Consider the following 21,944-nt stretch of genomic DNA (forward strand, 5'->3'; position numbering starts at 1 on the left):
CAGTATGGCATTGGTGAACCGCTCGCTTTCCATGGGAAGATAAAAGGCAACCAGGAACGCCCCCACAATCAACGACATCGGTATCCAGATCGTGCTCCAGTCGATACGGCTGGGTGCCGTTTCCTCCACATCCTCTGCCATATCGTCCCTCATCGATTCTTTATGAGCTGTTTGAGCGTTGCTCATGACTGATTCTCCTCGTTGTTCGGTTGAGTTTTTTTCTGCGGTCGCGATTTGCCGGCCGTGGTCCCGGGAGGTTGTCATCTCTTCTAAAAAATTTAAATTCAAATTTAACGATATATTGGTTCATATTAAAAACGTCCGGATATCAGTTATATTGCACCATATGACGATATATAAACCCCAGAAACATCTGTTGCGGCAGATAAAGGATGATCAAACCGGCATCTCTCAGTATTTTGAGATGCTTGCTGACGGAAGACTGTGCAAGCCCCGTCGCCCTTTGAATGTTGCAGACATACAAGATCCTGCGCTGCAGCAATTTGATCATTTTCACCCGGTTGGGGTCCGAAAGCGCTTTCATCACATTGATACATTCTCTCACAGATACCCTTCGTATCGCTTTTTTGGAATATACTATCTGCACAAACCGGTGTCAATGGAAAATCCATGGGAGAATGGAGACCGGTAATGTCAGGTCGCTCGAACTCCTTGAGTTCGGTGCCGTTTGCTGGTAAGTATAGAGAGAAATTTTCCACCTTTTTCTGCAAAGGCATCCATGACCGCGTATTTCATCCGACGATTGCTGCTGATCATTCCCACCTTCCTGGGCATCACCATCATGGTTTTCGTCATCACCCGTTTCGTGCCCGGCGGTCCCATCGAACGGATCATCGTCCAGGCCCAGCAGATGCGCAGCCTCGAGGGCGGGCATCGGACAGCGACCGCCATGAGTGAACAGACCCAACCGCTTTCCGAGGAACAAATCGCCGAACTCAAAAAATACTACGGATTCGACAAGCCGGTCCTGGTCAGCTACGGGTTGTGGCTGAGCAAGGTTCTCAGGGGCGATCTGGGCACCTCCACCCGCTACTACGACCCGGTCTGGGAGATGATCAGGACGCGCATCCCCATCTCCCTCTATTTCGGCATTCTTTCCATGATACTGGTCTACGGCGTCTGCATCCCGCTGGGCGTGGCCAAGGCCGTGCGGCACAAGAGCCTTTTCGACAACCTCTCCTCGGTCCTTGTCTTCATCGGCTATGCCGTCCCCGGATGGGTGGTGGGGATCCTGCTGCTCATCCTCTTCTCTTCTCACTGGGATTTTTTCCCCCTGGGGGGCCTGGTCAGCGACGAATTCGAGGATTTCTCATTGATACAGAAAGCAATGGACCTCGCCTGGCATACGGTTCTCCCCCTTGCCGCCTATGTCATCGGCTCCTTCAGTATCATGACGCTTCTGATGAAGAATACCCTCATGGACAACCTGGCGTCGGATTACGTCCGAACGGCCATCGCCAAGGGATTGCCCTTCCGGAAAGCCGTCCTCCGGCACGCCTTCCGAAACAGCCTCATCCCCATCGCCACCCATTTCGGCAACAATGTCTCGGTCATTCTCATGGGCTCGTTCCTCATCGAGACTGTCTTCAATATCGACGGCATGGGGCTTCTGGGCTACGAATCCATCGTCCAACGCGACTACCCCGTGGTTCTGGGCATCCTCGTAATCTCCTCCCTGCTCCTCATGATCGGCAACATCCTGTCGGACATCTGCGTCGCCCTCGTCGACCCCCGGGTGCAGTTCAAATGAGACGAAATCCCCTGACCCTCAAAAAGATCCGCCGGTTCAAGTCGATCCGGCGGGGGTATGTCTCCTTCATCATCTTCTGCCTGATGATGGGTCTGTCTCTGACGGCCGAACTTTTCATCAACAGCCGGGCCCTGGTGGTTCATTACGAGGGGCGTTATTACTTCCCCACCTACGGCCGGATCCTTCCCGGCACCACCTTCGGCCTTGACTATGATTACGAAACCAATTACCGCGAGCTGAAGGCGCGCTTTGACGCAGCAGGCGAGGGCAACTGGGTGCTGATGCCGCCGGCGCCCTACAACCCCTATGAAAACGACCTGAGAGATGACGCTTTTCCGCCCTTCCCACCCTCCATCGCTTCCCGTCATTTCCTCGGCACCGACATCGTCGGCAGGGATCTCCTGGCCCGACTTGTCTACGGGTTCCGCATCGCCATTTTTTTCTCCCTCGGACTCCTCCTGGCCAACTACGCCATCGGCGTCAGCATCGGGTGCGCCATGGGATATTTCGGAGGACGGTTCGACCTCTTTTTCCAGCGGATCATCGAAATCTGGTCCAACGTGCCGTTTCTCTATGTCATCATCATCATCTCATCCGTGGTCGTGCCCAACTTCTTCATCCTCATCCTGATCATGGCCTTCTTCGGCTGGATCGGAATGACCTGGACCATGCGGACCGTCACCTACAAGGAGAAGGAGCGGGAATACGTGCTGGCGGCGCAGGCCCTGGGCGCTTCCAACCTGCGGATCATCTTCAGGCACATCATCCCCAACACCGTGGCGGTGATCGTGACCTATGCGCCCTTCTCGGTTTCCGGGGGCATCGTCTCCCTCACCTCCCTCGACTATCTGGGGTTCGGGCTCCCGCCCCCGACGCCGAGCTGGGGAGAGCTTCTGCAGCAGGGATGGACCGCCATGGATGCCTGGTGGATCGCCGGATCCGTGATCGCAGCCATGGTCGTTACGCTCGTTACGGTGACGTTCATCGGCGAGGCGGTGCGGGAAGCTTTCGATCCCAGGCTCCACACGGTATATGAATAGATGGCAAGCATACCGGGGAGCATCACCGTGCCGCCGCGAACCCGGACGTATCAGGCCATCAGGAAGGACAAACGGATGAAATCGAACAACAGCATTCTCATCGTGACGATAATTCTCATGGGGATCACCCTGGTCGTTCAGCCCACCCCCCTCGGCGCCGCGCCCGCGCTTCCGGACGATATCCAGTGGCTCACCAACACCGCGGACCCGGTGTTCGCCTCGCCCGAAGCCCGGCGGGGCGGCACCTTTCACACGGCCCTCATGACCTTTCCCCTTACCTTTCGAACGGTGGGCCCCGATTCCAACAGCAGCTTCCGAAGCGCCATCCTGGGCAACCAGTTGAGCCTCATCGGCCTGCACCCGAATACCCTGAACATCATCCCCGAGCTGGCGACCCACTGGGCATTCGATCCGGACAAGAAGACCATGTACTTCAAACTGAATCCCAGGGCCCAATGGTCGGACGGGGTTCCGGTTACGGCGGACGACTTTGCCTTCACCCTGGAGTTCATGCGCTCCGAGCATATCATCGCGCCCTGGTACAACGACTACTACACCCAGGAGATCGACCGGGTCATCGTTTACGACGACCACACCCTGGCGGTAGTCAGCACCAAGGCGGTCCCCGACCTGCACCTGAAGCTCGGCATCGCCCCCACACCCCGGCACTATTACCAGACCCTCGGACCGGATTTCGTCCGCAGGTACAACTGGGAAATCGTGCCCAACACCGGCGCCTACCAGATCTCGTATTTCCGAAAAGGGAAATACGTCATGTTCAAGCGAAAGCCGGACTGGTGGGGGAATGATCTCCATTATTTCAACAATCGCTTCAACGTGGACCGGGTCAAATTCACCGTTGTGCGGGATTTCAACGTCCTGTGGGAATATTTCAAAAAAGCCCGGATCGACACCTTCGCCATGAACTTTCCCCAGTACTGGCACATCCGGTCGAAAACGCCCCAGATCGAAAAAGGATACATCGAGCGCATCTGGTTTTTCAACGACACCCAGCAGTCGGCCATGGGGCTCTGGCTGAACCAGGATCGCGAGATCTTCAGAGATCCGCGACTCCGGTACGCCTTCGCCCATGCCATGAACGTGGAAAAGGTGATCGAACAGGTGTTGCGGAACGATTACTTCCGCCTGGAAAGCGGGTTTGTGGGATATGGTCCCTATTCCAACACGGAGATCCGGGCACGACGCTTCGATCTTGAAAAGGTAAACGAATATATGAAGGAAGCCGGCTGGCGGCGGGGGCCCGACGGCATCTGGACCAAGGGCGGCCGACGCTTTTCGGTGGAGGTTTCCTACAGCATCGAGGAGCACACCCCGCGGCTGGTGGTGTTGAAGGAGGAGGCCAAGAAGGCGGGCATCGAGCTCCAGCTCCAGCGTCTCGATCCGTCAGCCGCCTACAAGATGGTTATGGAAAAGAAGCACGACGTGGCGTGGATGGGCTGGAGCACCTCCCTCCGGCCCCAGTACTGGGAGCATTTTCATTCCGTCAACGCCCACAAGCCCCAGACCAACAACATCACCAACACGGACGATCCCGAACTGGACCGGCTCATCGACGCTTATCGAAATTCCCTCGATGAAGCGGAACGGATCGACCTCTCGCGGCGGATCCAGGCCCGGGTGCATGAGATCGGCTGTTTTGTACCGACCTTCATGGTGCCTTATGTCCGCCAGGCCTACTGGCGGTGGTGGCGTCTGCCGACCCCGCCGGGCACCAGGATCAGCGGCGACCTGTTCGACCCCTTTGACAGCGTCACCGGCGGGCTCTTCTGGTTCGACGAAGCCCGGCACGAGGAAACCCGGCAGGCCATGCGGAAGCGGCAGCCGTTTCCACCGGTGACCCGCATCGATGAAACCTATAAAATGAAGTTTCTGAAGTGAAGCCGGCACCCATACTCGAGGTCCGCCGCCTGGTGACGGTGTTCGATACGGAGGAGGAAAGCGTCCGAGCGGCGGATGATGTGAGTTTCTCCCTCGATCGGGGCGCCACCCTCGGCATCGTCGGCGAGTCCGGATGCGGCAAGAGCGTCACGGCTTTGTCGATCCTGCGGCTTCTGCCCAGGCCCGCAGGCCGTATCGCAGCGGGGGAGATCTGGTTCGACGGCACGGACCTCGTTCGCCTGCCTGCCGGGGAGATGAGCCGGATCCGCGGGAAACGGATCTCCATGATTTTCCAGGAACCCATGACGGCACTCAACCCGGTCCACCGCATCGGTCGACAGCTCGGCGAGGTTTTCCAACTCCACTTTCCGGATATGCCGACGGGCGACATCGAGGCGGCGTCCGTCTCCATGCTTCGGAAGGTCGGCATCCCCGAGCCCGAACAGCGGATGCGGGAATACCCCCATCAGATCTCCGGCGGCATGCGCCAGCGGGTGATGATCGCCATGGCCCTGGCCTGTCGGCCGGACATCCTGATCGCCGACGAACCGACCACGGCCCTGGACGTCACCATCCAGGCTCAGATCCTGTCGCTCATTCGCGATCTCCAGGCGGAAACCGGCATGTCGGTCATCATCATCACCCACGACCTGGGGGTTATCGCCGAGACCTGCGACGCCGTCGCCGTGATGTATGCCGGGAGAACCGTTGAAACCGCATCCATCCGGGAGCTCTTCGAAAATCCGCGTCATCCCTACACGCGGGGTCTGCTCACCTCGATCCCCCGGCTGGATTTCCCGCGAAAAACGCCACTCAGCATCATCCGCGGCGTCGTTCCCGGCCTTCACGAGCTGCCCGAAGGCTGCCGGTTCCGCAACCGTTGCCCCCATGCAAAGCCCCTCTGCCGAACCGATCCGCCCATGATGAACGTCGGCGAGGATCATTTCGCCGCCTGCCATTTCAGTGACACCCTTGCACCTTTCAGCCTCGAAACCGCTGACAAAGAGGCTGTCGGGCCGTCTGTCGGCACATCGGCATCGACACAGGCCATTTCCCGGATCTGCCTCGAGGTCCGAGACCTCAAGATGCATTTCCCCATCTACGGCGGAATCCTCCGCCGCCCGGTGGGCAAGGTCTTTGCCGTCGACGGCGTCTCATTTGTCATCCGACGGGGACGGACCCTCGGACTGGTGGGCGAATCGGGATGCGGCAAAACCACGGTAGGCCGATCGATTCTGCGGCTCTACCAGCCCACGGCCGGGAGCGTGAGGTTCAACGGCCGCGAGGTTCTCACCCTGGACCGAAGGCAGCTCCAGGCCGTTCGACGGGATGTCCAGATGATCTTCCAGGACCCCTTCGAATCCCTCAACAGTCGGTTCACGGTGGCGGACATCCTGGAGGAGCCCTTCATCATCCACCGCATGGGATCCGGAAATGAACGCCGGGAAAAGGTGCGCCGCCTCCTTGGAACCGTGGGCATGCCCGAAAGCGCACTCACGCGGTTCCCCCATGAATTCAGCGGCGGGCAACGGCAGCGGATCGGCATCGCCCGGGCCATTGCCCTGAACCCCGAGCTCGTGATCTGCGACGAACCGGTCTCGGCCCTTGACGTCTCCATCCAGTCCCAGATTCTCAATCTGCTGCTGGATCTCCAGGAGGAGTTGGGTCTGACCTATCTGTTCATCTCCCATGACCTGACGGTGGTTCGCCACATCTCGGACGACATCGCGGTGATGTATCTCGGCAAGATCGTGGAGCACACCGATGCGGACGGCATTTACGCCTGCCCTCTTCACCCCTACACCCGGGCACTGATCGCAGCCATACCGGTTCCATCCCCCGATCCGAAGCCCCAGAAGCCGTTTCCGGCAGGCGACGTCCCTTCACCCATCCATCCGCCGTCCGGGTGTCGATTTCGAACCCGATGCCCTATCCGGATCGACCGCTGTACCGAGGAAGAGCCCATCCTGCGAAAAGTGGACGACGGCAACGGCAATGTGCATTGGGTGGCGTGCCACCGGGTCTAGTCTCCCTTGAGGACGTCGATCATTGAAAACACGCGTCCCCGAATGCCGTCACGCATCCGGCAATGCAAATACACCACGGCATCCAGGGTACCTTTGACGTAGACCTCGCGGCCGTTGACATTGTGGGTGAAGGAAAATTTGACGGTTTCGTCGTCGGATACCAGGGTGTAGGTATGCCAGGCATGTCCGGCCAGGTGCGCCTCCGGAATACCCCACACCGTCTTCTGTCGCTGGGGGTCTCGCTCCTTGACGATGTCCGCTTCGGTAAACGTACACCCGAGGCGATTGAAATAGCCGACCATGGCCTTCGCCGTTCCGCTGGTATCGGCCTTGCCCTGCTGATGGCTTTCCCGGATATCCAGGGAATAGCCGGCGAAAAGGCCGGGGAACGTTTCGGCGGCATAAGCCATCATCGCCTGAAAACCGACGATCTGTTTGGCCATATTCGGCGCGATGACGGCGGAGATGTTGGAAGCGGCAACGCGCGCCATGAGTCGCTCCCGATCACCCCCGGTGGTGCCCATGACAAAGGGAAGGCCGCCCTCGCAATAGAATTCCGCGTTCTCGTTGACGGCGGCGGGGTGGGTAAAATCGATGCAGATAACCTCCGGTCCCGCCGCCCGAACGGCCGCAAGCGCCTGAGACCTGGCTTCCGGCAGGAACAGCTGCACCGCAACGTCGTCCACGTTGCAGATCTTCTCGTTGATCTCCGGACCCGTCAGCGAGTATGGCACCAGCGCGAACCGAGGATCCTGGATGATCCGACGGATAACCGTGCGGGCGACATTACCCGGGGCTCCGTTGACCATAACCTTGATTGTTTCCATTACAACCTCCTTCAAAGTAAAAAAGCCCTGCCTTCAGGGGCAGAGCTTTTCCATCAAGGTGTCCTCCCGGGAGGACGAACCGCTTTATTGAACTTCCGATTTCGTTTCCGTGGCGGGTTCGCCTTCCCCGGTGCCCTTGATGGACTCGGCCTCGGGAGCGGTTTCTGCTGTCGGTGCGGTTTCCACGGGTGCCGCTTTCTCGACCTTGGGCGCTTTTGGCGCCTTTCGCTTATCTGCCGCCACCAGCTCGATCATCGACATGGCCGCCGCATCTCCGGGGCGTCGCCCCACCTTGACAATGCGGGTGTACCCGCCGTGGATGTCGCCAAAACGCTCGCGAGCCTCATCGAAGAGCCGGTGAACCACCGCCTGTTCGCGAATGATCGAAAGGGCCTGGCGCCGGGCGTGAAGATCCCCGCGCTTGGCCAGGGTGACGATATGATCCGCCCAGCCCCTGAGAGCCTTGGCCTTGGCATCGGTAGTCCGAATACGGTCGTACTTAAAAAGTGAGGTCACCATGTTGCGAAACATGGCCTTGCGATGACTGCTGTTCCGACCTAATTTTACCCCTGCTTTTCGGTGTCTCATAGAATCTTACTCTCCTTCCTCCGCATCTTCCTCCGGAGGTATAAATCCCTCAAGCTTCATCCCAAGAGAAAGGTCCATCTCGGTCAGGACCTCTTTTATCTCGTTGAGAGACTTTCTCCCGAAATTTTTCGTTTTGAGCATCTCGGCCTCGGTTTTGGCGACCAGCTGATAGATCTTGTGGATATCAGCGTTCTTCAGGCAATTCGCACTGCGGACGGACAGCTCAAGTTCTTCGACGCTTCGGTAGAGGTTCTCGTTAAACTTGGGTTGTTCCTGTTCTTCGGATGTTCTTTCCGGCTCGGGCTCGACATCCTCATCAAAATTGATGAAAATCGACATCTGCTCTTTCAGGATTTTTGCCGCATAGGCGACTGCATCCTCCGGCTTGACGCTCCCATCCGTCCAGACTTCCATCGTCAATTTGTCGTAATCTGTCTTCTGTCCGACACGGGCGTTCCCGACGACGTAGTTCACCCGCTTGATGGGTGAAAAAACAGCGTCGATGGGAATCGTGCCAACCGGTGCTTCCTCATCCTTGTTGGCTTCGGAAAGGGAATACCCCCTGCCGACCTTTACCATCATCTCCATTTTCAGTTCGGCATCGGCCCCCAGCGTCGCGATGTGCTGCTCGGGGTTGAGAATCTCCACCCTGCCGTTGTCGCTGATGATATCTCCCGCCGTGATTTCGCCCTCTTTACTCACGTCAATTCGAACCATTTTGGGTTCAGGATCGGACACCTTGAGACGAACTTCTTTGAGGTTCAATATTATCTCGGAAGCATCCTCGAGCACACCCGGAATCACGCTGAATTCGTGCATCACCTGATCAAATTTCACGGATACGATCGCTGCCCCGTAAAGGGAAGAGAGAATAATCCGCCTGAGAGAATTTCCGATGGTGATACCGAACCCTCTCTCAAGGGGTTCGCAAACGAACTTACCATAGGAAAGTGTGGATTCTTCTTTCTGAACCTTTTCCGGCTTGATGATCTCGCGCCAGTTCATATACATGAGTTCATTTGATGACATTTTATATTAACTCCAGACTTTTCAGGAAGATGTCCGAGTAGTCGTCGTTTGTATCCTACAACATCACGAATGGTGCGAACGCCCCCTGTATTTCATCAAGGACGAACGCAAATTATTTCGAGTAGAGCTCGACAATAAGCTGTTCCTGCATCGGCATGGTCAGATCCTCACGGACCGGCAGGCTCTTGACGATACCCTTCATGTTTTCCTTCTCAACCTCGAGCCACTGGGGGATGCCCCTGCGAACCACGCTCTCCAGCGCATCGGTCATTGCCTGAATATTGCGGCTCTTGTCTCGCAGTTCGATGACATCACCCACCTTCACCTGATAGGAGGGAATATTGACCGCCTTCCCGTTGACCAGAAAATGTTTGTGCCGAACGAAATGACGCCCCTGGGTACGGGAATTGGTAAACCCAAGCCGGTAGACGACATTGTCGAGGCGGCATTCGAGGGCGACGAGGAGATTGGTGCCCGTGATGCCCTTTTGTCGTTCGGCCCTTTTGAAAAACAGGCGAAACTGATTTTCGTCAAGACCGTAGATACGTTTCACCTTCTGCTTTTCACGGAGCTGAATCCCGTAGTCGGACAATTTCCCTCGCCGCCGCTGACCATGTTGACCCGGCGGATACCCGCGCCGATCAAATGCACATTTGTCCGAATAACAGCGGTCTCCCTTCAAAAACAATTTCAAATTTTCTCGTCTGCATAGCCGGCAAACAGAACCTATATATCGTGCCAAATTTTCCTCCTTATTTTACACCCTGCGGCGTTTCGGCGGTCTGCAACCATTATGCGGTATCGGTGTAACATCCTTGATCATGACGATGTTGAATCCGGCAGCCTGCAACGACCGAAGAGCGGATTCCCGTCCGGCTCCCGGGCCTTTGACATAAACCTCGACATTTTTCATGCCGTGCTCCATCGCTTTTTTGGAAGCGTCCTCAGCGGCCAACTGAGCGGCGAACGGCGTACTTTTCCTTGACCCCTTGAAGCCCTGCACACCGGCACTGGACCAGGAAACGATATTTCCCGTCGGATCCGTAATGGTCACGATGGTGTTATTGAACGTCGATTGAATATGCACGACGCCGTTTAATATATTTTTTTTCTCTTTTTTTTTGGTTCGAGTTTTTCTCGGCATAAACGCTGTTCCTCTGTTGCGCGCCCATCGGCGCTGTTTGCGACGCCGCGCAATCCCTCATGAATTACTTTTTCTTGGCTGCGCCTTTTTTCTTCACTGCCGCCCGTCGCGGCCCCTTCCGGGTTCTCGCATTGGTTTTGGTCTGCTGTCCCCGGACGGGAAGCCCTTTTCGATGCCGAAGTCCACGATAGCATCCCAGATCCATCAACCGCTTGATGTTCATGGAGACCTCGGTTCGAAGCTCGCCCTCGACCTTGTATCCGCCGTCGATCATTTTTCGAATGTCGTTGATTTGTCCTTCGGTCAAATCATCTGTCTTTACATTCGGATCGATATCCAGCTGTGACAGTATCCGACTCGACGACGTTCGACCGATACCATAGATATAGGTCAGCCCGATTTCAATCCGCTTTCCCTTAGGTAAATCTACGCCCGCAATTCTTGCCAACGCTTATCCTCCTCTGTTAACCTTGTCTCTGTTTATGGCGCTTATTTTCGCAGATCACTCGGATCACGCCTTTCCTGCGGATAATCTTGCATTTGCTGCATATCCTCTTAACAGATGCCCTGACTTTCATTGAACCAAGCTCCTTCAAGCGCTTTTACGCTTATTTTGATCGATAAACAATTCTGCCCCGGGTCAGATCATACGGAGACAACTCGACTGTCACGTTATCGCCGGGTAGAATTCGTATAAAATGCATCCGCATCTTCCCGGAAATATGCGCAAGAATCTGATGGCCGTTTTCCAGTTCCACCTTGAACATGGCGTTCGGCAGGGTTTCTTTCACCGTACCTTGCACCTTAATCGGTTCTTCTTTCGGCATGCTATCTCCCTCTGTCTTTTCATTGGGACGAGCCCAACAACTGATTCCGCAAAGCGCAGATTCTCTAGTGGCGTCCCTTGATTCTTGTTCCGCCCCCTTTTTTCAGGAAACCCTCGTAGTGACGGGTGAGCATATGGGATTCGATCTGGGAAACCGTATCAATAGCAACCCCCACCACGATCAATAGTGCTGTTCCACCGAAATAAAACGGAATGTTAAATTTGGATATCAGAATGGACGGCAACACGCATATCGTTGAGACATAAATGGCGCCGCCCAGCGTAATCCGCGTCAGGACCCGATCGATGTAATCGGCCGTGCGTTTGCCCGGACGAATCCCCGGAATGAACCCCCCGTGCTTTTTCATGTTGTCCGCCACATCAACCGGATTGAACGTCACGGCGGTATAGAAATAGCAGAAGAAGAAAATAAAGACGACGTATAGTGCTTCATACGCAAGATTCCCCGGTACCATAGCGCCTGCGACCTGCTGCATCCAGGGAACGTTGATAAAGTTGGCAATCGTCGCCGGAAACATGATGATGGACGATGCGAAGATGGGCGGAATGACGCCCGACGTATTGATCTTGAGGGGCAGGTGGGTGCTCTGACCGCCGTACATTCGCCGCCCCACCACGCGCTTGGCGTATTGTACCGGAATCCTGCGCTGCCCCTGCTCCACGAAGACGATCACAGCCACCACGACCAGCATCAGCACCACCAGGATAACGATGGAAAAAACGCCCATCTCTCCAGTGGACACGAGGCGGAACGTATTCGAGACGGCGACGGGCATTCTGGCTACGATGCCGGCAAAGATGATCAGTGAGATGCCGTTTCCAATACCCCGCTCCGTGATCTGTTCACCCAGCCACATGATAAACGCGGTTCCCGCCGTCAGCGTAATCACGGTCATCAGACGAAACGTCCAACCCGGATCGATCACCACTGCGGCACCGCCGGGAGATGTCATGCTTTCCAAACCGATGCTGATACCGAATCCCTGAATGATGCTGAGAAGCACCGTTCCGTACCGGGTGTACTGAGTGATTTTTTTCCGCCCCTGCTCCCCTTCCTTGGAAAGCTGCTCCAGATGCGGCACGACCACCGTCAGAAGCTGAATGATGATAGAGGCGCTGATATAGGGCATGATTCCCAGCGCAAATACTGACAGTTGCTCGAGCGCGCCGCCCGAAAACATGTCGAAGAGCCCCAACAGGGTGCCTTTTGCACGGGCGAAGAACGACGCCAGCGCAACGGTATCGATTCCCGGTGTCGGAACATGAACCCCAACGCGATATACGGCCAAAAGACCAAACGTGTACAAGACGCGCTTTTTTAATTCGGGAATCTTTAAAATATTCTGGAACCCGCCACCAACCATAGATATCCCTCGTCTGCTGCTGTGAGTGTGTAACCTTTTTCGTCAGTCCGATGGGCCGTGGACTCCGCGGCTTAGACGATCGTGCCGCCGGCGGCCTCGATCTTTTTTCTGGCGTTTTCACTGACGGCATCCAAACGGACCGTCAACGGATAATCGATATCCCCGAACCCCAACAATTTAATGCCGTCAATGCTTCCCTTGACGATTCCCGCCTTGATCAGGGCCGGGCCGTCAATGGTGTCGCCGCTCTGGAACTTCGCAAGATCCCGAATATTGACGACGGCGATATTTTTCTTAAAGATATTGGTAAATCCCCGTTTGGGAAGACGACGGTGGATCGGCATCTGACCGCCCTCGAATCCCGGCCTGACGCCGCCGCCGGAACGGGCGTTGTGTCCTTTGCTGCCTCGACCCGCTGTCTTTCCCCATCCGGAGCCGACGCCGCGGCCAATGCGTTTCCGTGATTTTCGCGCCCCTTCCGCGGGGGACAATTCATGCAGTTTCATCAAGGATCTCCTCTGACTTTACCAAATGCGATACAGCGCCGACCATCCCTCGAATTGCGGGGGTATTCTCAAGAACGACTGTTTTGTTCAGTTTGGTCAGCCCCATTCCCCGCAACACCTTTCGATGCTTTTCCGGCCTTCCGATCATACTTTTTACAAGTGTTATCTTTAATTTTTCAGCCATTTGTCTTCCTCTAACATCCGTTTGCCGTAGATGCGCATCCAGCCGGACGATTCGTTACAGTTCTTCCGCAGGCTTTCCCCGTCTTGCAGCGACCTGCCTACGGCTCTGAAGCCGATAGAGCCCTTCCAGTGTCGCCTTGACGACGTTGTGAGGGTTGTTGGATCCCAAACATTTCGTCAGAATATTTTGCACACCGACGGCCTCCAGCACAGCGCGAACCGCACCGCCGGCGATAACGCCGGTTCCCTGGGACGCCGGTTTCAGAAGGACACGGCCGGCGCCATATTTGCCGACGATTTCAAACGGGATCGTCCCGTCGACCAGCGGCACCTTCAGCATGGTTTTTTTGGCCTTGTCAACACCCTTTCGAATGGCTTCGGGAACTTCGTTGGCCTTGCCCAAACCGAAGCCGACACTGCCTTCACCATCGCCGACAACAACGATCGCACTGAAACTGAACCGTCTACCACCTTTAACGACCTTCGCCACCCGGCTGATATGGACGACTTTATCGATTAACTGATTCTCATCCGTATCCTGTCTTTTCGCATTAAAGACCAAGGGAATGCCTCCTTATTCCTTTTAAAAATCCAATCCGGCCTTACGCGCACCCTCGGAGACGGCCTTGACCCGTCCGTGGTACAAAAAGCCGTTTCTGTCGAAGACGACCTGTTTCACACCTTTTTCAATCAACCGCTCGCCAACCAGTTTCCCTACAAATTCCGCGGTATCCTTTTTGCCTTTGGCAGCGGCAAGCTCTCCATTTTCCTTAACGGCCGGTTCCGTGCTGGAAGCGGCGACCAGGGTGATGCCTTGGATGTCGTCAATCACCTGCGCATAGATGTGCTTCGCGCTTCGAAAAACACTCAACCGAGGCCTCTCGCTGGTTCCGGCCACATGTTTTCGAATTCTTTTTTTGCGCTTCAGACGCGCTTGTTTTTTATTGAAAGAGCCCATCTTAATCTATTTCCTTGCACACTTGAACCATCAGAAAGGATCTTCTATGGCTATGGGTTATTTTGCGCCGGTCTTCCCGGCCTTGCGCTGAATCTTTTCCTGAGCGTATTTGATGCCCTTGCCCTTGTAGGGCTCCGGGGGTCTCAGGCGTCGAATGGATGCAGCCATTTGTCCAAGCGCTTCCTTATCGATGCCTGAAAGTTTGATCGTGTTGTTCCGGTCGACTTCGGCGGAGATCCCCTTGGGTATCTCGAAGTTGATGGGGTGGGAATAGCCAAGGTTCAGCACGATCTGATTTCCGCTCACCTCCGCGCGATATCCGATGCCGTTGATCTCGAGGATTCTCTCGAATCCGGCGCTCACCCCGGTCACCATGTTGGAAACGAGGCTTCGGGTCAACCCCTGGATCGCCCGAATTTCACGCGTATCCTTCTCCATGGTCACATGGATCTCGTTGTCTTGAACATCCAGGTTCACCGCATCGTGAATCGTCCGAGTCAGCTTGCCCTTTTCACCTTCAACGCTGATCATTCCGTCTTTATAGGATACCTTCGTTTTGCTTGGTATCGGAATCGGTTTTTTACCTACTCGAGACATCTGTCACTCCTCTTCCTACCAGACCCTGCAGAGGATCTCGCCCCCTACGTTTTCCTTACGGGCCTGCTGGTCGGTCATGATCCCCTTGGATGTGGACAAAATGGCAATACCTGTGCCGTTAAAAAAGGGCTTGATATCCTTACCCTTCACGTAAACCCGCCTGCTCGGCTTGCTGACGCGCTCTATCTGGTAGATGGCATTTTCGGAATCCGAACCATATTTCAGATAAACCCGAAGGACACCCTGTTTGTTGTCTTTTATGAACTTGTAGTTCTTGATATAGCCTTCGTTTCGCATCACCTTGGCCAGTTCGACCTTCATGTTCGAGCCGGGGATGTCGACACTCTTCAGCTTCGCCCTCCCGGCATTCCGGATTCGGGTCAGCATGTCCGCTATTGGATCGCTAATCGTCATTATCGTTGCTCCTTGCCCTGATGTATCCGTCTACCAACTCGACTTTATAACGCCGGGGAGTTTACCTTGCGAAGCGAGATTCCGAAAACAGATACGACAGATCCCAAACTTTCTGATGAACGCTCTCGGCCGACCGCACATCGGACACCTGTTGTACGCCCGTACCTTGAATTTCGGCGTTCTCGTTGCCTTCGTTCTCAGTGCTTTCCTTGCCAAATTTTCCTCCTTAATTCCTGAACGGCATCCCCAAGAGCTTAAGCAGTGCCTTTCCTTCTTCATCGGTCTCGGCTGTCGTAACGACCGAAATGTTCAGGCCCTTGATCTTGTCGATCTTGTCATAGTCTATTTCCGGAAAAATGATGTGCTCCCGGATGCCCAGGGAGTAATTCCCCTTTCCGTCGAAAGCCTTCCCGGAGATACCCCTGAAGTCCCGAACACGCGGCAAGGCGATATTCACCAATTTGCTGAAAAAATCATACATCCGATCACGGCGAAGGGTCACCCGGCAGCCGATGGGCATGCCTTCCCGCAGCTTGAAAGCGGCGATGGACTTCTTGGCGCGCGTAACGACCGGTTGCTGTCCGGCGATCATCCTGAGTTCCTCGACGGCGGAGTCGATCAATTTGATATTGTGGATCGCTTCTCCCAACCCCATGTTGAGCACAATCTTGGTCAGCTTCGGCACCTGCATGATGTTTTTGTACTCGAAGGTCTCGATCAACTCGGGAACGATCTTTTCCTCATAAGTTTTTTTTAAACTATCCATCACTACCCTCCAACACAAGCCCTATGCGTCCAACACCTCATCGCATTTTGCACAAACGCGCACCTTTTTGCCGTCCTCGAGCTGCCGCATCCTGATACGGGAAGGCGACATGCACTTGTTGCACATCAACATGACGTTCGTCCAGTGAATCGGCGCCTCGGTCTCGATGATGCCGCCCTGTCTGTTCTGTGCGCTGGGTCTTGTGTGGCGCTTTACGATATTGATGTTTTCGACAAGAACCCGATTCTTCTTGTTGATCACCTTCAGCACTTTGCCGATCTTCCCCTTGTCCTTGCCGGTGATGATTTTAACTTTATCGTCCTTCTTGACGTGGCATTTATTCGTGTTTTTCATTCTTCATTTCTCCACAGGGCAAACCGAGATGAAACTATAATACCTCTGGAGCCAGTGAAATAATTTTCATAAACCGTTTCGCTCGGAGTTCTCTTGCCACAGGTCCGAAGATACGTGTTCCAACGGGCTCCTTGGCCGCATTGATCAGCACGGCGGAATTGTCGTCGAATCGGATGTAGGATCCGTCCGGACGCTTGATTTCCTTCTTGGTCCGAACCACCACCGCTTTCAGGACTTCCCCTTTTTTGACCTTTGCATTGGGTATGGCCTCCTTGACGGTCACCACGATGATATCGCCGATGCTGGCATACCGTCTTCTGGAACCACCGAGGACTTTGATACAGTATAGAACTTTGGCTCCGGAGTTATCCGCTACCGTCAGTCTAGATTCTGCCTGAATCATTCTAATTTTCCTTTATGTATCAAACAGCTTTTTCGAGTATTTGGCTTACTCGCCATCGCTTGGTTTTGCTGAGCGGCCTGGACTCGGTGATCATCACCTTATCCCCCACCTGGCAGACGTTAGCCTCGTCGTGGGCTGCAAACTTGGCCCGCCTACGAATGTATTTTTGGTAAAGTCGATGCTTCACCAACCGTTCGACCTGGACGACGACGGTTTTATCCATCTTGTTGCTGACGATCGTCCCGGTCAACTGTCGTTTCATTCCTCGCTTTTTCATAGCTATTCTTTATCTATATGTTTTTGCGTTCAGTCTCTTTGATAATCGTCATGACTCTAGCCAGACCACGCTTGGTGGATTTGATCTTCTGCGTGTTTTCAAGCTGACCCACACCATGCTGAAAGCGCAGGTTGAAGAGCTCTTCGTAGAGGTCGTTCGCCTTCTGGCGCATTTCCTCGGGGCTCAGCTCTCTAATCTCACTTGCCTTCATCACACATCCCCTCTTTCAACAAATTTGGTCTTGATGGGAAGCTTGTGGGCGGCCAGCCGAAGGGCCTCTTTGGCCAGTTCCACCGGGACGCCCTCCATTTCGTAAAGGATTCTGCCGGGACGAATGACGGCCACCCAACCTTCAGGTGCGCCTTTACCCTTTCCCATTCGTACTTCGGCGGGCTTTTTGGTGAAAGGTTTGTCGGGAAAAATCCGAATCCACATCTTTCCGCCCCTCTTGACATGGCGGGTCATGGCGATACGCGCGGCCTCGATCTGCTTGGAGCTGATGGTGCCGCACTCCATCGCCTGCAGACCGAACTCGCCAAAAGCCAAGTCGCTGCCGCGCCAGGCGATCCCGCGCATTTTCCCTTTTTGTTGTTTTCGAAATTTTACCTTCTTAGGACTCAACATGTCCGTATCTCCTTAGCATGCTCACCGCTTGGCTATATCACATCCTTCTTCAAGATTTCGCCATTGAAAACAAATACCTTAATACCGATGATGCCGTATGTCGTGTTGGCTTCCGTAAATCCGTAATCGATATCAGCCCTCAAGGTATGCAACGGAACGCGACCTTCACGGTACCATTCGGTCCTTGCCATTTCCGCACCGCCCAAGCGGCCTGCGCAGATGATCTTGACGCCTTTGGCTCCAAAACGCATCGCCGAGGAGACCCCCCGCTTCATCGCCCGCCGGAAGGCCACGCGTCTCTCGATCTGGGCGGCGACATTTTCGGCAACCAGCTGTGCATCGATTTCAGGTTTTCTGACCTCCTGGATGTCAATCAGGACCTCCTGGGTGATCATCTTCTCCAGTTCATTTTTGAGTTGTTCGATCTCGGAGCCCTTTTTGCCGATGACAATCCCCGGCCGTGCTGTATAAATTCGGAGTCTAACACGCTTGGAGGATCTTTCGATCTCTATTTTAGAAATCCCTGCGTGGTAAAGCTTCTTCTTTATAAACTTCCGGATTTTAAAGTCCTCTAGAATGTAATCCGCATAGTTTTTCCCAGCATACCAGCGGGAGTCCCATGTCTTTACGATACCGAGTCTTAACCCAACAGGGTTTACTTTCTGGCCCAAGCGTTTACCTCCTTATCTACGCCATTTCCTCTAAAATTACAGTGATGTGACTGGTCCGCTTGAATATTTGCGTCCCCCTGCCGCGTGCCCTGGCGTGAAAGCGCTTCAACATGGGCCCCTGGTCGGCGATTACGTTTTTAATTATCAACGCGTCAACATCAATCCCCAAATTCTCATCCGCATTCGCCACCGCTGAACGGATTACCTTTGCAACAATCCCTGCGGTCTTTTGCGGCATAAATTTGAGAGTACTCAGTCCGCGTTCAACCGGCTGCCCTTTGACGGCATCAACGATTGATCGTACTTTCTGCGGCGAAGTACGCACATATCTTAATACAGCTTTGACCTCCATTACGACATACCCTTTTCCCAGAATGGACTACTTTTTCAATTTAGATTTCTTATCACCGGCGTGACCGTAGAATGTACGCGTAGGCGAAAATTCACCCAGCTTGTGCCCCACCATGTTTTCCGTCACGAACACCGGGATAAATTTTTTCCCGTTGTGAACCGCCAGCGTGGTGCCAACCATCTCAGGGATGATTGTCGAACGCCGGGACCACGTTTTGATCACCTTGTTACTGCGGGTCTCCTGGGCCACCAACACCTTGTTCATGAGTTTGGCATCAATGTATGGACCTTTTTTTAACGACCGTGGCATAAGCCTCTCCTACACTTGCAGACAACCTGACATTCAGGTCAGGCTTGCACGCTTTTATTTTTTCGTACGCCTTTTGACAATATATCGATCGGTCCGTTTGTTTTTACGTGTCCGATAACCCTTCGTCGGAATACCCCACGGCGTGCACGGATGGCGCCCGCCGGAGGAGCGACCTTCGCCGCCGCCCATGGGATGGTCCACCGGGTTCATGGCCACGCCCCGGACCTTGGGTCGACTACCCAGCCAACGTTTACGGCCGGCTTTGCCCAAAGCGATGTTCTCGCTCACAACGTTCCCCACCTGGCCGATGGTGGCCTGGCAGGTCAACAAAACCATCCGAACTTCGCCCGAGGGCAATTTGATCTGGGCGTAACGATCTTCCTTGGCCATAAGCTGGGCAAAAGTTCCGGCGCTTCTGACGATCTGACCGCCTTTTCCCACCCGCAACTCGATATTATGGATCAACGTACCCAGTGGTATGTTCTTTATCGGCAGCGTGTTGCCGGGCTTGATGTCGGCTTCGGGCCCGGACATGACCTGATCGCCTACGGCGAGATTCACCGGCGCAAGAATGTATCGTTTTTCACCATCCGCATAATAGAGAAGCGCGATTCTTGCGCTTCGGTTGGGATCGTATTCGATGGATGCGACCTTTGCGGGAATGCCGATCTTGTCTCGTTTGAAATCGATGACGCGATAGTGGCGTTTGTGCCCACCGCCGCGATGCCTGCACGTAATCCGGCCGTTGGTATTTCGACCACCCTGTTTCTTGAGAACCCGAAGCAGACTCTTTTCAGGCTCTTTCCGGGTGATCTCCTCGAAGGTAGAATATTCCTGGAACCTACGACCGGGAGATGTCGGTTTTATCCTCTTAACTGCCATTACAACTCCTAAATGTTAAACGCCTTCAAAAAAGTCAATCCGTTCTCCGGGCATCAGTGTGACTACCGCCTTTTTCCAGTCTTTTCGCTTCCCGACAATCCGGCCTCTCTGCTTGACCTTGCCTTTGACGTGCATGGTCCGAACACCGGCGACGCGGACGCTGAAAATCTTTTCGATAGCCTTTTTGATCTCCACACGGTTTGCTCTGGGGTTCACCTCGAACGAAAATTGATTGTTGAGTTCTTTTTGATTCGTCGTCTTTTCCGTCACCAGAGGGCGTATAATCTGATTGTAATAGTTGTTCATGCGGAGAGCCTCCCTTCAATCGCTTTTACGGCGGGCTCAAGCAGGATAATATCCCTATATTTCAAGATATCATAGACATTGAGCCCTTCGACCTTGATCACCTTGACATTGGGAAGGTTCCGGGAGGAAAGAACGAGTTTTTCATCCGCCGCATCGGTCACCAGCAAGACATTGCTCTTGTTCAGTGCGCGGATCACCTCGGCAAACGCCTTGGTCTTGATTCGATCCAGCTCCAGTTGATCCACCACCGTCAGTTCATTTTCCTGAAGTTTGCTGGAAAGCGCCATCTTCAGCGCCATGCGCCTGACCTTCTTGGGGACCTTGTAGGCATAAGATTTGGGTGAAGGGCCAAAGACGACACCGCCGCCTCTCAACAACGGCGATTTGATGTTTCCCCGTCGCGCCCGACCGGTTCCCTTCTGGCGAAAAAGTTTTTTGGTGCTTCCGGCGACATCTCCGCGGCGCTTGACCGATGCGCTCCCCGACCGCCGGGAGGCCAACTGCATGGTGACCACCTCATGGAGAACGCCGGGCTTCACGGGAACGCTGAATATCTCATCTGAAAGCTCTACCTGAGAAACCTTTTCACCCTTGCTGTTCAGAACATCTACAACTGCCATAACGAACCTCGCCGACCCCTTACTTGACCGCTCCCTCGTTGAGGATCGGCCTTCGCGGGGCCTCACGCGATATTATTTCGCGAATTTAGTTTTTCTCACCATAACAAGCCCGGACTTCGATCCGGGAACCGCGCCCTTAAGCAGTACCAGATTGTCATCCATCCGAATATCGACAATCTCAAGGTTTCTGACGGTCTGTTTCTCGTTTCCGTAGGCCCCGGGCATCCGCTTTCCCTTGGTCACACGGGCCGGCCACGCGCTGCATCCGATGGAGCCCGGGATGCGGTGACTATGACTTCCGTGGGTTTTTTTGCCCCCGGAAAATCCGTGACGACGCATAACGCCGGAAAATCCTCGCCCCTTGGTCTTTCCGATGACGTCCACCTTCTCACCGACATGGAAGATATCCGCCGTGATAACCTGACCGGGGGTGAACTCCTCAGGATTGTCTACCGGCACCTCACGCAGGGCTGCCGTAGACGTGAGATTGCTTTTTTTCAAATGTCCCTTGACCGGCTTTGTAACGCGTTTTTCTTTTCGCTCTCCAAACGAAAGCTGAAGCGATTCGTAGCCGTCCGTCGACTTGGTTTTCACTTGGGCAACCGTGCAGGGGCCGACCTGCACAACCGTTACCGGGATCTGCTTGCCTTCCGGCGAATAGACGGTACTCATGCCCAATTTCTTTCCAATCAATCCTTTACACATCGCTCTATCTCTCCTGTCGTCCTGCTACAGCTTGATCTCCACATCCACTCCCGGAGAAAGATCGAGCTTCATAAGGGCGTCGACCGTCTGTTGGGTAGGATCAAGGATATCCAGCAGTCGTTTGTGGGTTCTCATCTCAAACTGCTCACGAGATTTTTTATCGATGTGAGGGGATCTGAGCACGCAATACTTGTTGATTGTGGTCGGCAACGGAATCGGCCCGACGACCTTGGCACCTGTTTTGTTGGCGGTATCGACGATATCCGCCGATGACTGGTCCAGCAGCTTGTGGTCGTAGGCTTTCAGCCGTATCCTGATCTTCGTATTCATTATCATAGCTTCAATCGTCCTAATTATTCGATAATTTCGCTCACGACACCGGCACCGACGGTACGGCCGCCTTCACGGACGGCAAACCGAAGTTCCTTCTCCATGGCGATCGGCGTAATCAACTCGCCGGTGATCTTCACATTGTCTCCCG

Annotated in this window: 35 protein-coding genes and 1 pseudogene; 4 read left to right on the forward strand and 32 right to left on the reverse strand. The window is 54.5% G+C overall.

Features of this window, described 5'->3' with window-relative positions; all coding sequences use genetic code 11:
• Positions 1-328: 328 nt before the first annotated feature.
• Positions 329-544, reverse strand: a complete 216-nt coding sequence (locus AB7S84_RS10670) for an ArsR/SmtB family transcription factor (RefSeq protein WP_330216964.1) — start codon at positions 542-544, stop codon at positions 329-331.
• A gap of 195 nt (positions 545-739) precedes the next feature.
• Between AB7S84_RS10670 and AB7S84_RS10675 the strand changes: the two genes are divergently transcribed.
• The 4 genes from AB7S84_RS10675 to AB7S84_RS10690 are packed head-to-tail and all read left to right on the forward strand — an operon-like array spanning position 740 to position 6,737.
• Positions 740-1,771 carry an ABC transporter permease subunit gene (locus AB7S84_RS10675; RefSeq protein WP_020878714.1) on the forward strand — a complete coding sequence of 344 codons (1,032 nt, stop codon included), beginning with the start codon at positions 740-742 and terminating at the stop codon, positions 1,769-1,771.
• Complete coding sequence (locus AB7S84_RS10680; protein ID WP_020878715.1) at positions 1,768-2,811, forward strand: ABC transporter permease; 1,044 nt, start codon at positions 1,768-1,770, stop codon at positions 2,809-2,811. The genes AB7S84_RS10675 and AB7S84_RS10680 overlap by 4 nt, the downstream gene beginning before the upstream one ends.
• Complete coding sequence (locus AB7S84_RS10685; protein ID WP_428154401.1) at positions 2,812-4,710, forward strand: extracellular solute-binding protein; 1,899 nt, start codon at positions 2,812-2,814, stop codon at positions 4,708-4,710.
• Positions 4,707-6,737 carry an ABC transporter ATP-binding protein gene (locus AB7S84_RS10690; RefSeq protein ID WP_020878717.1) on the forward strand — a complete coding sequence of 677 codons (2,031 nt, stop codon included), beginning with the start codon at positions 4,707-4,709 and terminating at the stop codon, positions 6,735-6,737. The genes AB7S84_RS10685 and AB7S84_RS10690 overlap by 4 nt, the downstream gene beginning before the upstream one ends.
• On the opposite strand, the gene dapB is transcribed toward AB7S84_RS10690, so the two are convergent.
• The 31 genes and pseudogenes from dapB to tuf form a co-directional block, all read right to left on the reverse strand.
• Positions 6,734-7,564, reverse strand: a complete 831-nt coding sequence (dapB, locus tag AB7S84_RS10695; protein ID WP_020878718.1) for a dihydrodipicolinate reductase — start codon at positions 7,562-7,564, stop codon at positions 6,734-6,736. The two genes, AB7S84_RS10690 and dapB, sit on opposite strands and share 4 nt — an antisense overlap.
• Positions 7,565-7,648: 84 nt before the next feature.
• On the reverse strand, positions 7,649-8,152 hold the full coding sequence (gene rplQ, locus AB7S84_RS10700; RefSeq protein ID WP_020878719.1) for a 50S ribosomal protein L17: 504 nt from the start codon (positions 8,150-8,152) through the stop codon (positions 7,649-7,651).
• 6 nt (positions 8,153-8,158) lie between these two features.
• Positions 8,159-9,181 carry a DNA-directed RNA polymerase subunit alpha gene (locus tag AB7S84_RS10705; protein WP_020878720.1) on the reverse strand — a complete coding sequence of 341 codons (1,023 nt, stop codon included), beginning with the start codon at positions 9,179-9,181 and terminating at the stop codon, positions 8,159-8,161.
• A gap of 112 nt (positions 9,182-9,293) precedes the next feature.
• The gene (gene rpsD / locus AB7S84_RS10710; protein ID WP_020878721.1) at positions 9,294-9,923 is read right to left on the reverse strand and encodes a 30S ribosomal protein S4; all 630 of its coding nucleotides are present in this window, start codon (positions 9,921-9,923) and stop codon (positions 9,294-9,296) included.
• Between the two features lie 15 nt (positions 9,924-9,938).
• Complete coding sequence (gene rpsK / locus AB7S84_RS10715; protein WP_020878722.1) at positions 9,939-10,325, reverse strand: 30S ribosomal protein S11; 387 nt, start codon at positions 10,323-10,325, stop codon at positions 9,939-9,941.
• A 64-nt stretch (positions 10,326-10,389) separates the two neighbouring features.
• Complete coding sequence (gene rpsM / locus AB7S84_RS10720; protein WP_020878723.1) at positions 10,390-10,773, reverse strand: 30S ribosomal protein S13; 384 nt, start codon at positions 10,771-10,773, stop codon at positions 10,390-10,392.
• A 16-nt stretch (positions 10,774-10,789) separates the two neighbouring features.
• Positions 10,790-10,903, reverse strand: coding sequence for a 50S ribosomal protein L36 (rpmJ, locus tag AB7S84_RS10725; RefSeq protein ID WP_020878724.1), 114 nt, complete (start codon positions 10,901-10,903; stop codon positions 10,790-10,792).
• 30 nt (positions 10,904-10,933) lie between these two features.
• On the reverse strand, positions 10,934-11,152 hold the full coding sequence (gene infA / locus AB7S84_RS10730; RefSeq protein ID WP_020878725.1) for a translation initiation factor IF-1: 219 nt from the start codon (positions 11,150-11,152) through the stop codon (positions 10,934-10,936).
• A 64-nt stretch (positions 11,153-11,216) separates the two neighbouring features.
• Positions 11,217-12,536 carry a preprotein translocase subunit SecY gene (gene secY, locus AB7S84_RS10735; protein WP_020878726.1) on the reverse strand — a complete coding sequence of 440 codons (1,320 nt, stop codon included), beginning with the start codon at positions 12,534-12,536 and terminating at the stop codon, positions 11,217-11,219.
• 71 nt (positions 12,537-12,607) lie between these two features.
• Positions 12,608-13,042 (reverse strand): 50S ribosomal protein L15, encoded by a 435-nt coding sequence (gene rplO / locus AB7S84_RS10740; RefSeq protein WP_020878727.1) that lies wholly within the window; start codon positions 13,040-13,042, stop codon positions 12,608-12,610.
• Positions 13,029-13,226, reverse strand: coding sequence for a 50S ribosomal protein L30 (gene rpmD / locus AB7S84_RS10745; protein ID WP_020878728.1), 198 nt, complete (start codon positions 13,224-13,226; stop codon positions 13,029-13,031). The genes rplO and rpmD overlap by 14 nt, the downstream gene beginning before the upstream one ends.
• A 54-nt stretch (positions 13,227-13,280) precedes the next feature.
• On the reverse strand, positions 13,281-13,787 hold the full coding sequence (rpsE, locus tag AB7S84_RS10750) for a 30S ribosomal protein S5 (protein WP_020878729.1): 507 nt from the start codon (positions 13,785-13,787) through the stop codon (positions 13,281-13,283).
• Between the two features lie 21 nt (positions 13,788-13,808).
• Positions 13,809-14,183 carry a 50S ribosomal protein L18 gene (gene rplR, locus AB7S84_RS10755; RefSeq protein ID WP_020878730.1) on the reverse strand — a complete coding sequence of 125 codons (375 nt, stop codon included), beginning with the start codon at positions 14,181-14,183 and terminating at the stop codon, positions 13,809-13,811.
• Positions 14,184-14,240: 57 nt separating this feature from the next.
• Positions 14,241-14,780, reverse strand: a complete 540-nt coding sequence (gene rplF / locus AB7S84_RS10760) for a 50S ribosomal protein L6 (protein WP_020878731.1) — start codon at positions 14,778-14,780, stop codon at positions 14,241-14,243.
• A gap of 15 nt (positions 14,781-14,795) precedes the next feature.
• Entirely contained in the window at positions 14,796-15,194 is a 399-nt protein-coding gene (gene rpsH, locus AB7S84_RS10765) for a 30S ribosomal protein S8 (RefSeq protein WP_020878732.1), read from the reverse strand.
• Positions 15,195-15,224: 30 nt separating this feature from the next.
• Positions 15,225-15,473, reverse strand: coding sequence for a type Z 30S ribosomal protein S14 (locus AB7S84_RS10770; protein ID WP_428154411.1), 249 nt, complete (start codon positions 15,471-15,473; stop codon positions 15,225-15,227).
• Positions 15,421-15,960: a 50S ribosomal protein L5 gene (rplE, locus tag AB7S84_RS10775; RefSeq protein ID WP_020878733.1), complete on the reverse strand. Its 540-nt coding sequence runs from the start codon at positions 15,958-15,960 to the stop codon at positions 15,421-15,423. Before rplE ends, AB7S84_RS10770 begins: the two co-directional genes overlap by 53 nt.
• A 21-nt stretch (positions 15,961-15,981) precedes the next feature.
• Positions 15,982-16,314: a 50S ribosomal protein L24 gene (rplX, locus tag AB7S84_RS10780; protein WP_020878734.1), complete on the reverse strand. Its 333-nt coding sequence runs from the start codon at positions 16,312-16,314 to the stop codon at positions 15,982-15,984.
• A gap of 34 nt (positions 16,315-16,348) precedes the next feature.
• On the reverse strand, positions 16,349-16,717 hold the full coding sequence (gene rplN / locus AB7S84_RS10785) for a 50S ribosomal protein L14 (RefSeq protein WP_020878735.1): 369 nt from the start codon (positions 16,715-16,717) through the stop codon (positions 16,349-16,351).
• Between the two features lie 19 nt (positions 16,718-16,736).
• Positions 16,737-16,994: a 30S ribosomal protein S17 gene (rpsQ, locus tag AB7S84_RS10790; RefSeq protein ID WP_020878736.1), complete on the reverse strand. Its 258-nt coding sequence runs from the start codon at positions 16,992-16,994 to the stop codon at positions 16,737-16,739.
• A gap of 13 nt (positions 16,995-17,007) precedes the next feature.
• Positions 17,008-17,205 (reverse strand): 50S ribosomal protein L29, encoded by a 198-nt coding sequence (gene rpmC, locus AB7S84_RS10795; RefSeq protein WP_020878737.1) that lies wholly within the window; start codon positions 17,203-17,205, stop codon positions 17,008-17,010.
• A complete protein-coding gene (rplP, locus tag AB7S84_RS10800; protein WP_020878738.1) occupies positions 17,205-17,618 on the reverse strand; it encodes a 50S ribosomal protein L16 in 414 nt (137 codons plus the stop codon). Before rplP ends, rpmC begins: the two co-directional genes overlap by 1 nt.
• Positions 17,619-17,650: 32 nt before the next feature.
• A complete protein-coding gene (gene rpsC, locus AB7S84_RS10805; protein WP_020878739.1) occupies positions 17,651-18,289 on the reverse strand; it encodes a 30S ribosomal protein S3 in 639 nt (212 codons plus the stop codon).
• Positions 18,290-18,305: 16 nt separating this feature from the next.
• Complete coding sequence (gene rplV, locus AB7S84_RS10810; protein ID WP_020878740.1) at positions 18,306-18,641, reverse strand: 50S ribosomal protein L22; 336 nt, start codon at positions 18,639-18,641, stop codon at positions 18,306-18,308.
• 27 nt (positions 18,642-18,668) lie between these two features.
• Positions 18,669-18,950 (reverse strand): 30S ribosomal protein S19, encoded by a 282-nt coding sequence (gene rpsS / locus AB7S84_RS10815; RefSeq protein WP_020878741.1) that lies wholly within the window; start codon positions 18,948-18,950, stop codon positions 18,669-18,671.
• Between the two features lie 54 nt (positions 18,951-19,004).
• On the reverse strand, positions 19,005-19,832 hold the full coding sequence (gene rplB, locus AB7S84_RS10820; RefSeq protein ID WP_020878742.1) for a 50S ribosomal protein L2: 828 nt from the start codon (positions 19,830-19,832) through the stop codon (positions 19,005-19,007).
• Positions 19,833-19,847: 15 nt separating this feature from the next.
• Positions 19,848-20,138, reverse strand: coding sequence for a 50S ribosomal protein L23 (rplW, locus tag AB7S84_RS10825; RefSeq protein WP_020878743.1), 291 nt, complete (start codon positions 20,136-20,138; stop codon positions 19,848-19,850).
• A complete protein-coding gene (gene rplD, locus AB7S84_RS10830; protein ID WP_020878744.1) occupies positions 20,135-20,758 on the reverse strand; it encodes a 50S ribosomal protein L4 in 624 nt (207 codons plus the stop codon). The genes rplW and rplD overlap by 4 nt, the downstream gene beginning before the upstream one ends.
• Positions 20,759-20,830: 72 nt before the next feature.
• Positions 20,831-21,463, reverse strand: a complete 633-nt coding sequence (rplC, locus tag AB7S84_RS10835) for a 50S ribosomal protein L3 (RefSeq protein WP_020878745.1) — start codon at positions 21,461-21,463, stop codon at positions 20,831-20,833.
• A gap of 24 nt (positions 21,464-21,487) precedes the next feature.
• Positions 21,488-21,799, reverse strand: coding sequence for a 30S ribosomal protein S10 (gene rpsJ / locus AB7S84_RS10840; RefSeq protein ID WP_020878746.1), 312 nt, complete (start codon positions 21,797-21,799; stop codon positions 21,488-21,490).
• A 17-nt stretch (positions 21,800-21,816) separates the two neighbouring features.
• A pseudogene (gene tuf, locus AB7S84_RS10845) lies at positions 21,817-21,944 on the reverse strand (elongation factor Tu); the annotation flags it as partial.

The sequence above is a fragment of the Desulfococcus sp. genome (genome assembly GCF_050178255.1).
In the GTDB taxonomy this organism is placed as follows: Bacteria; Desulfobacterota; Desulfobacteria; order Desulfobacterales; family Desulfococcaceae; genus Desulfococcus; species Desulfococcus multivorans.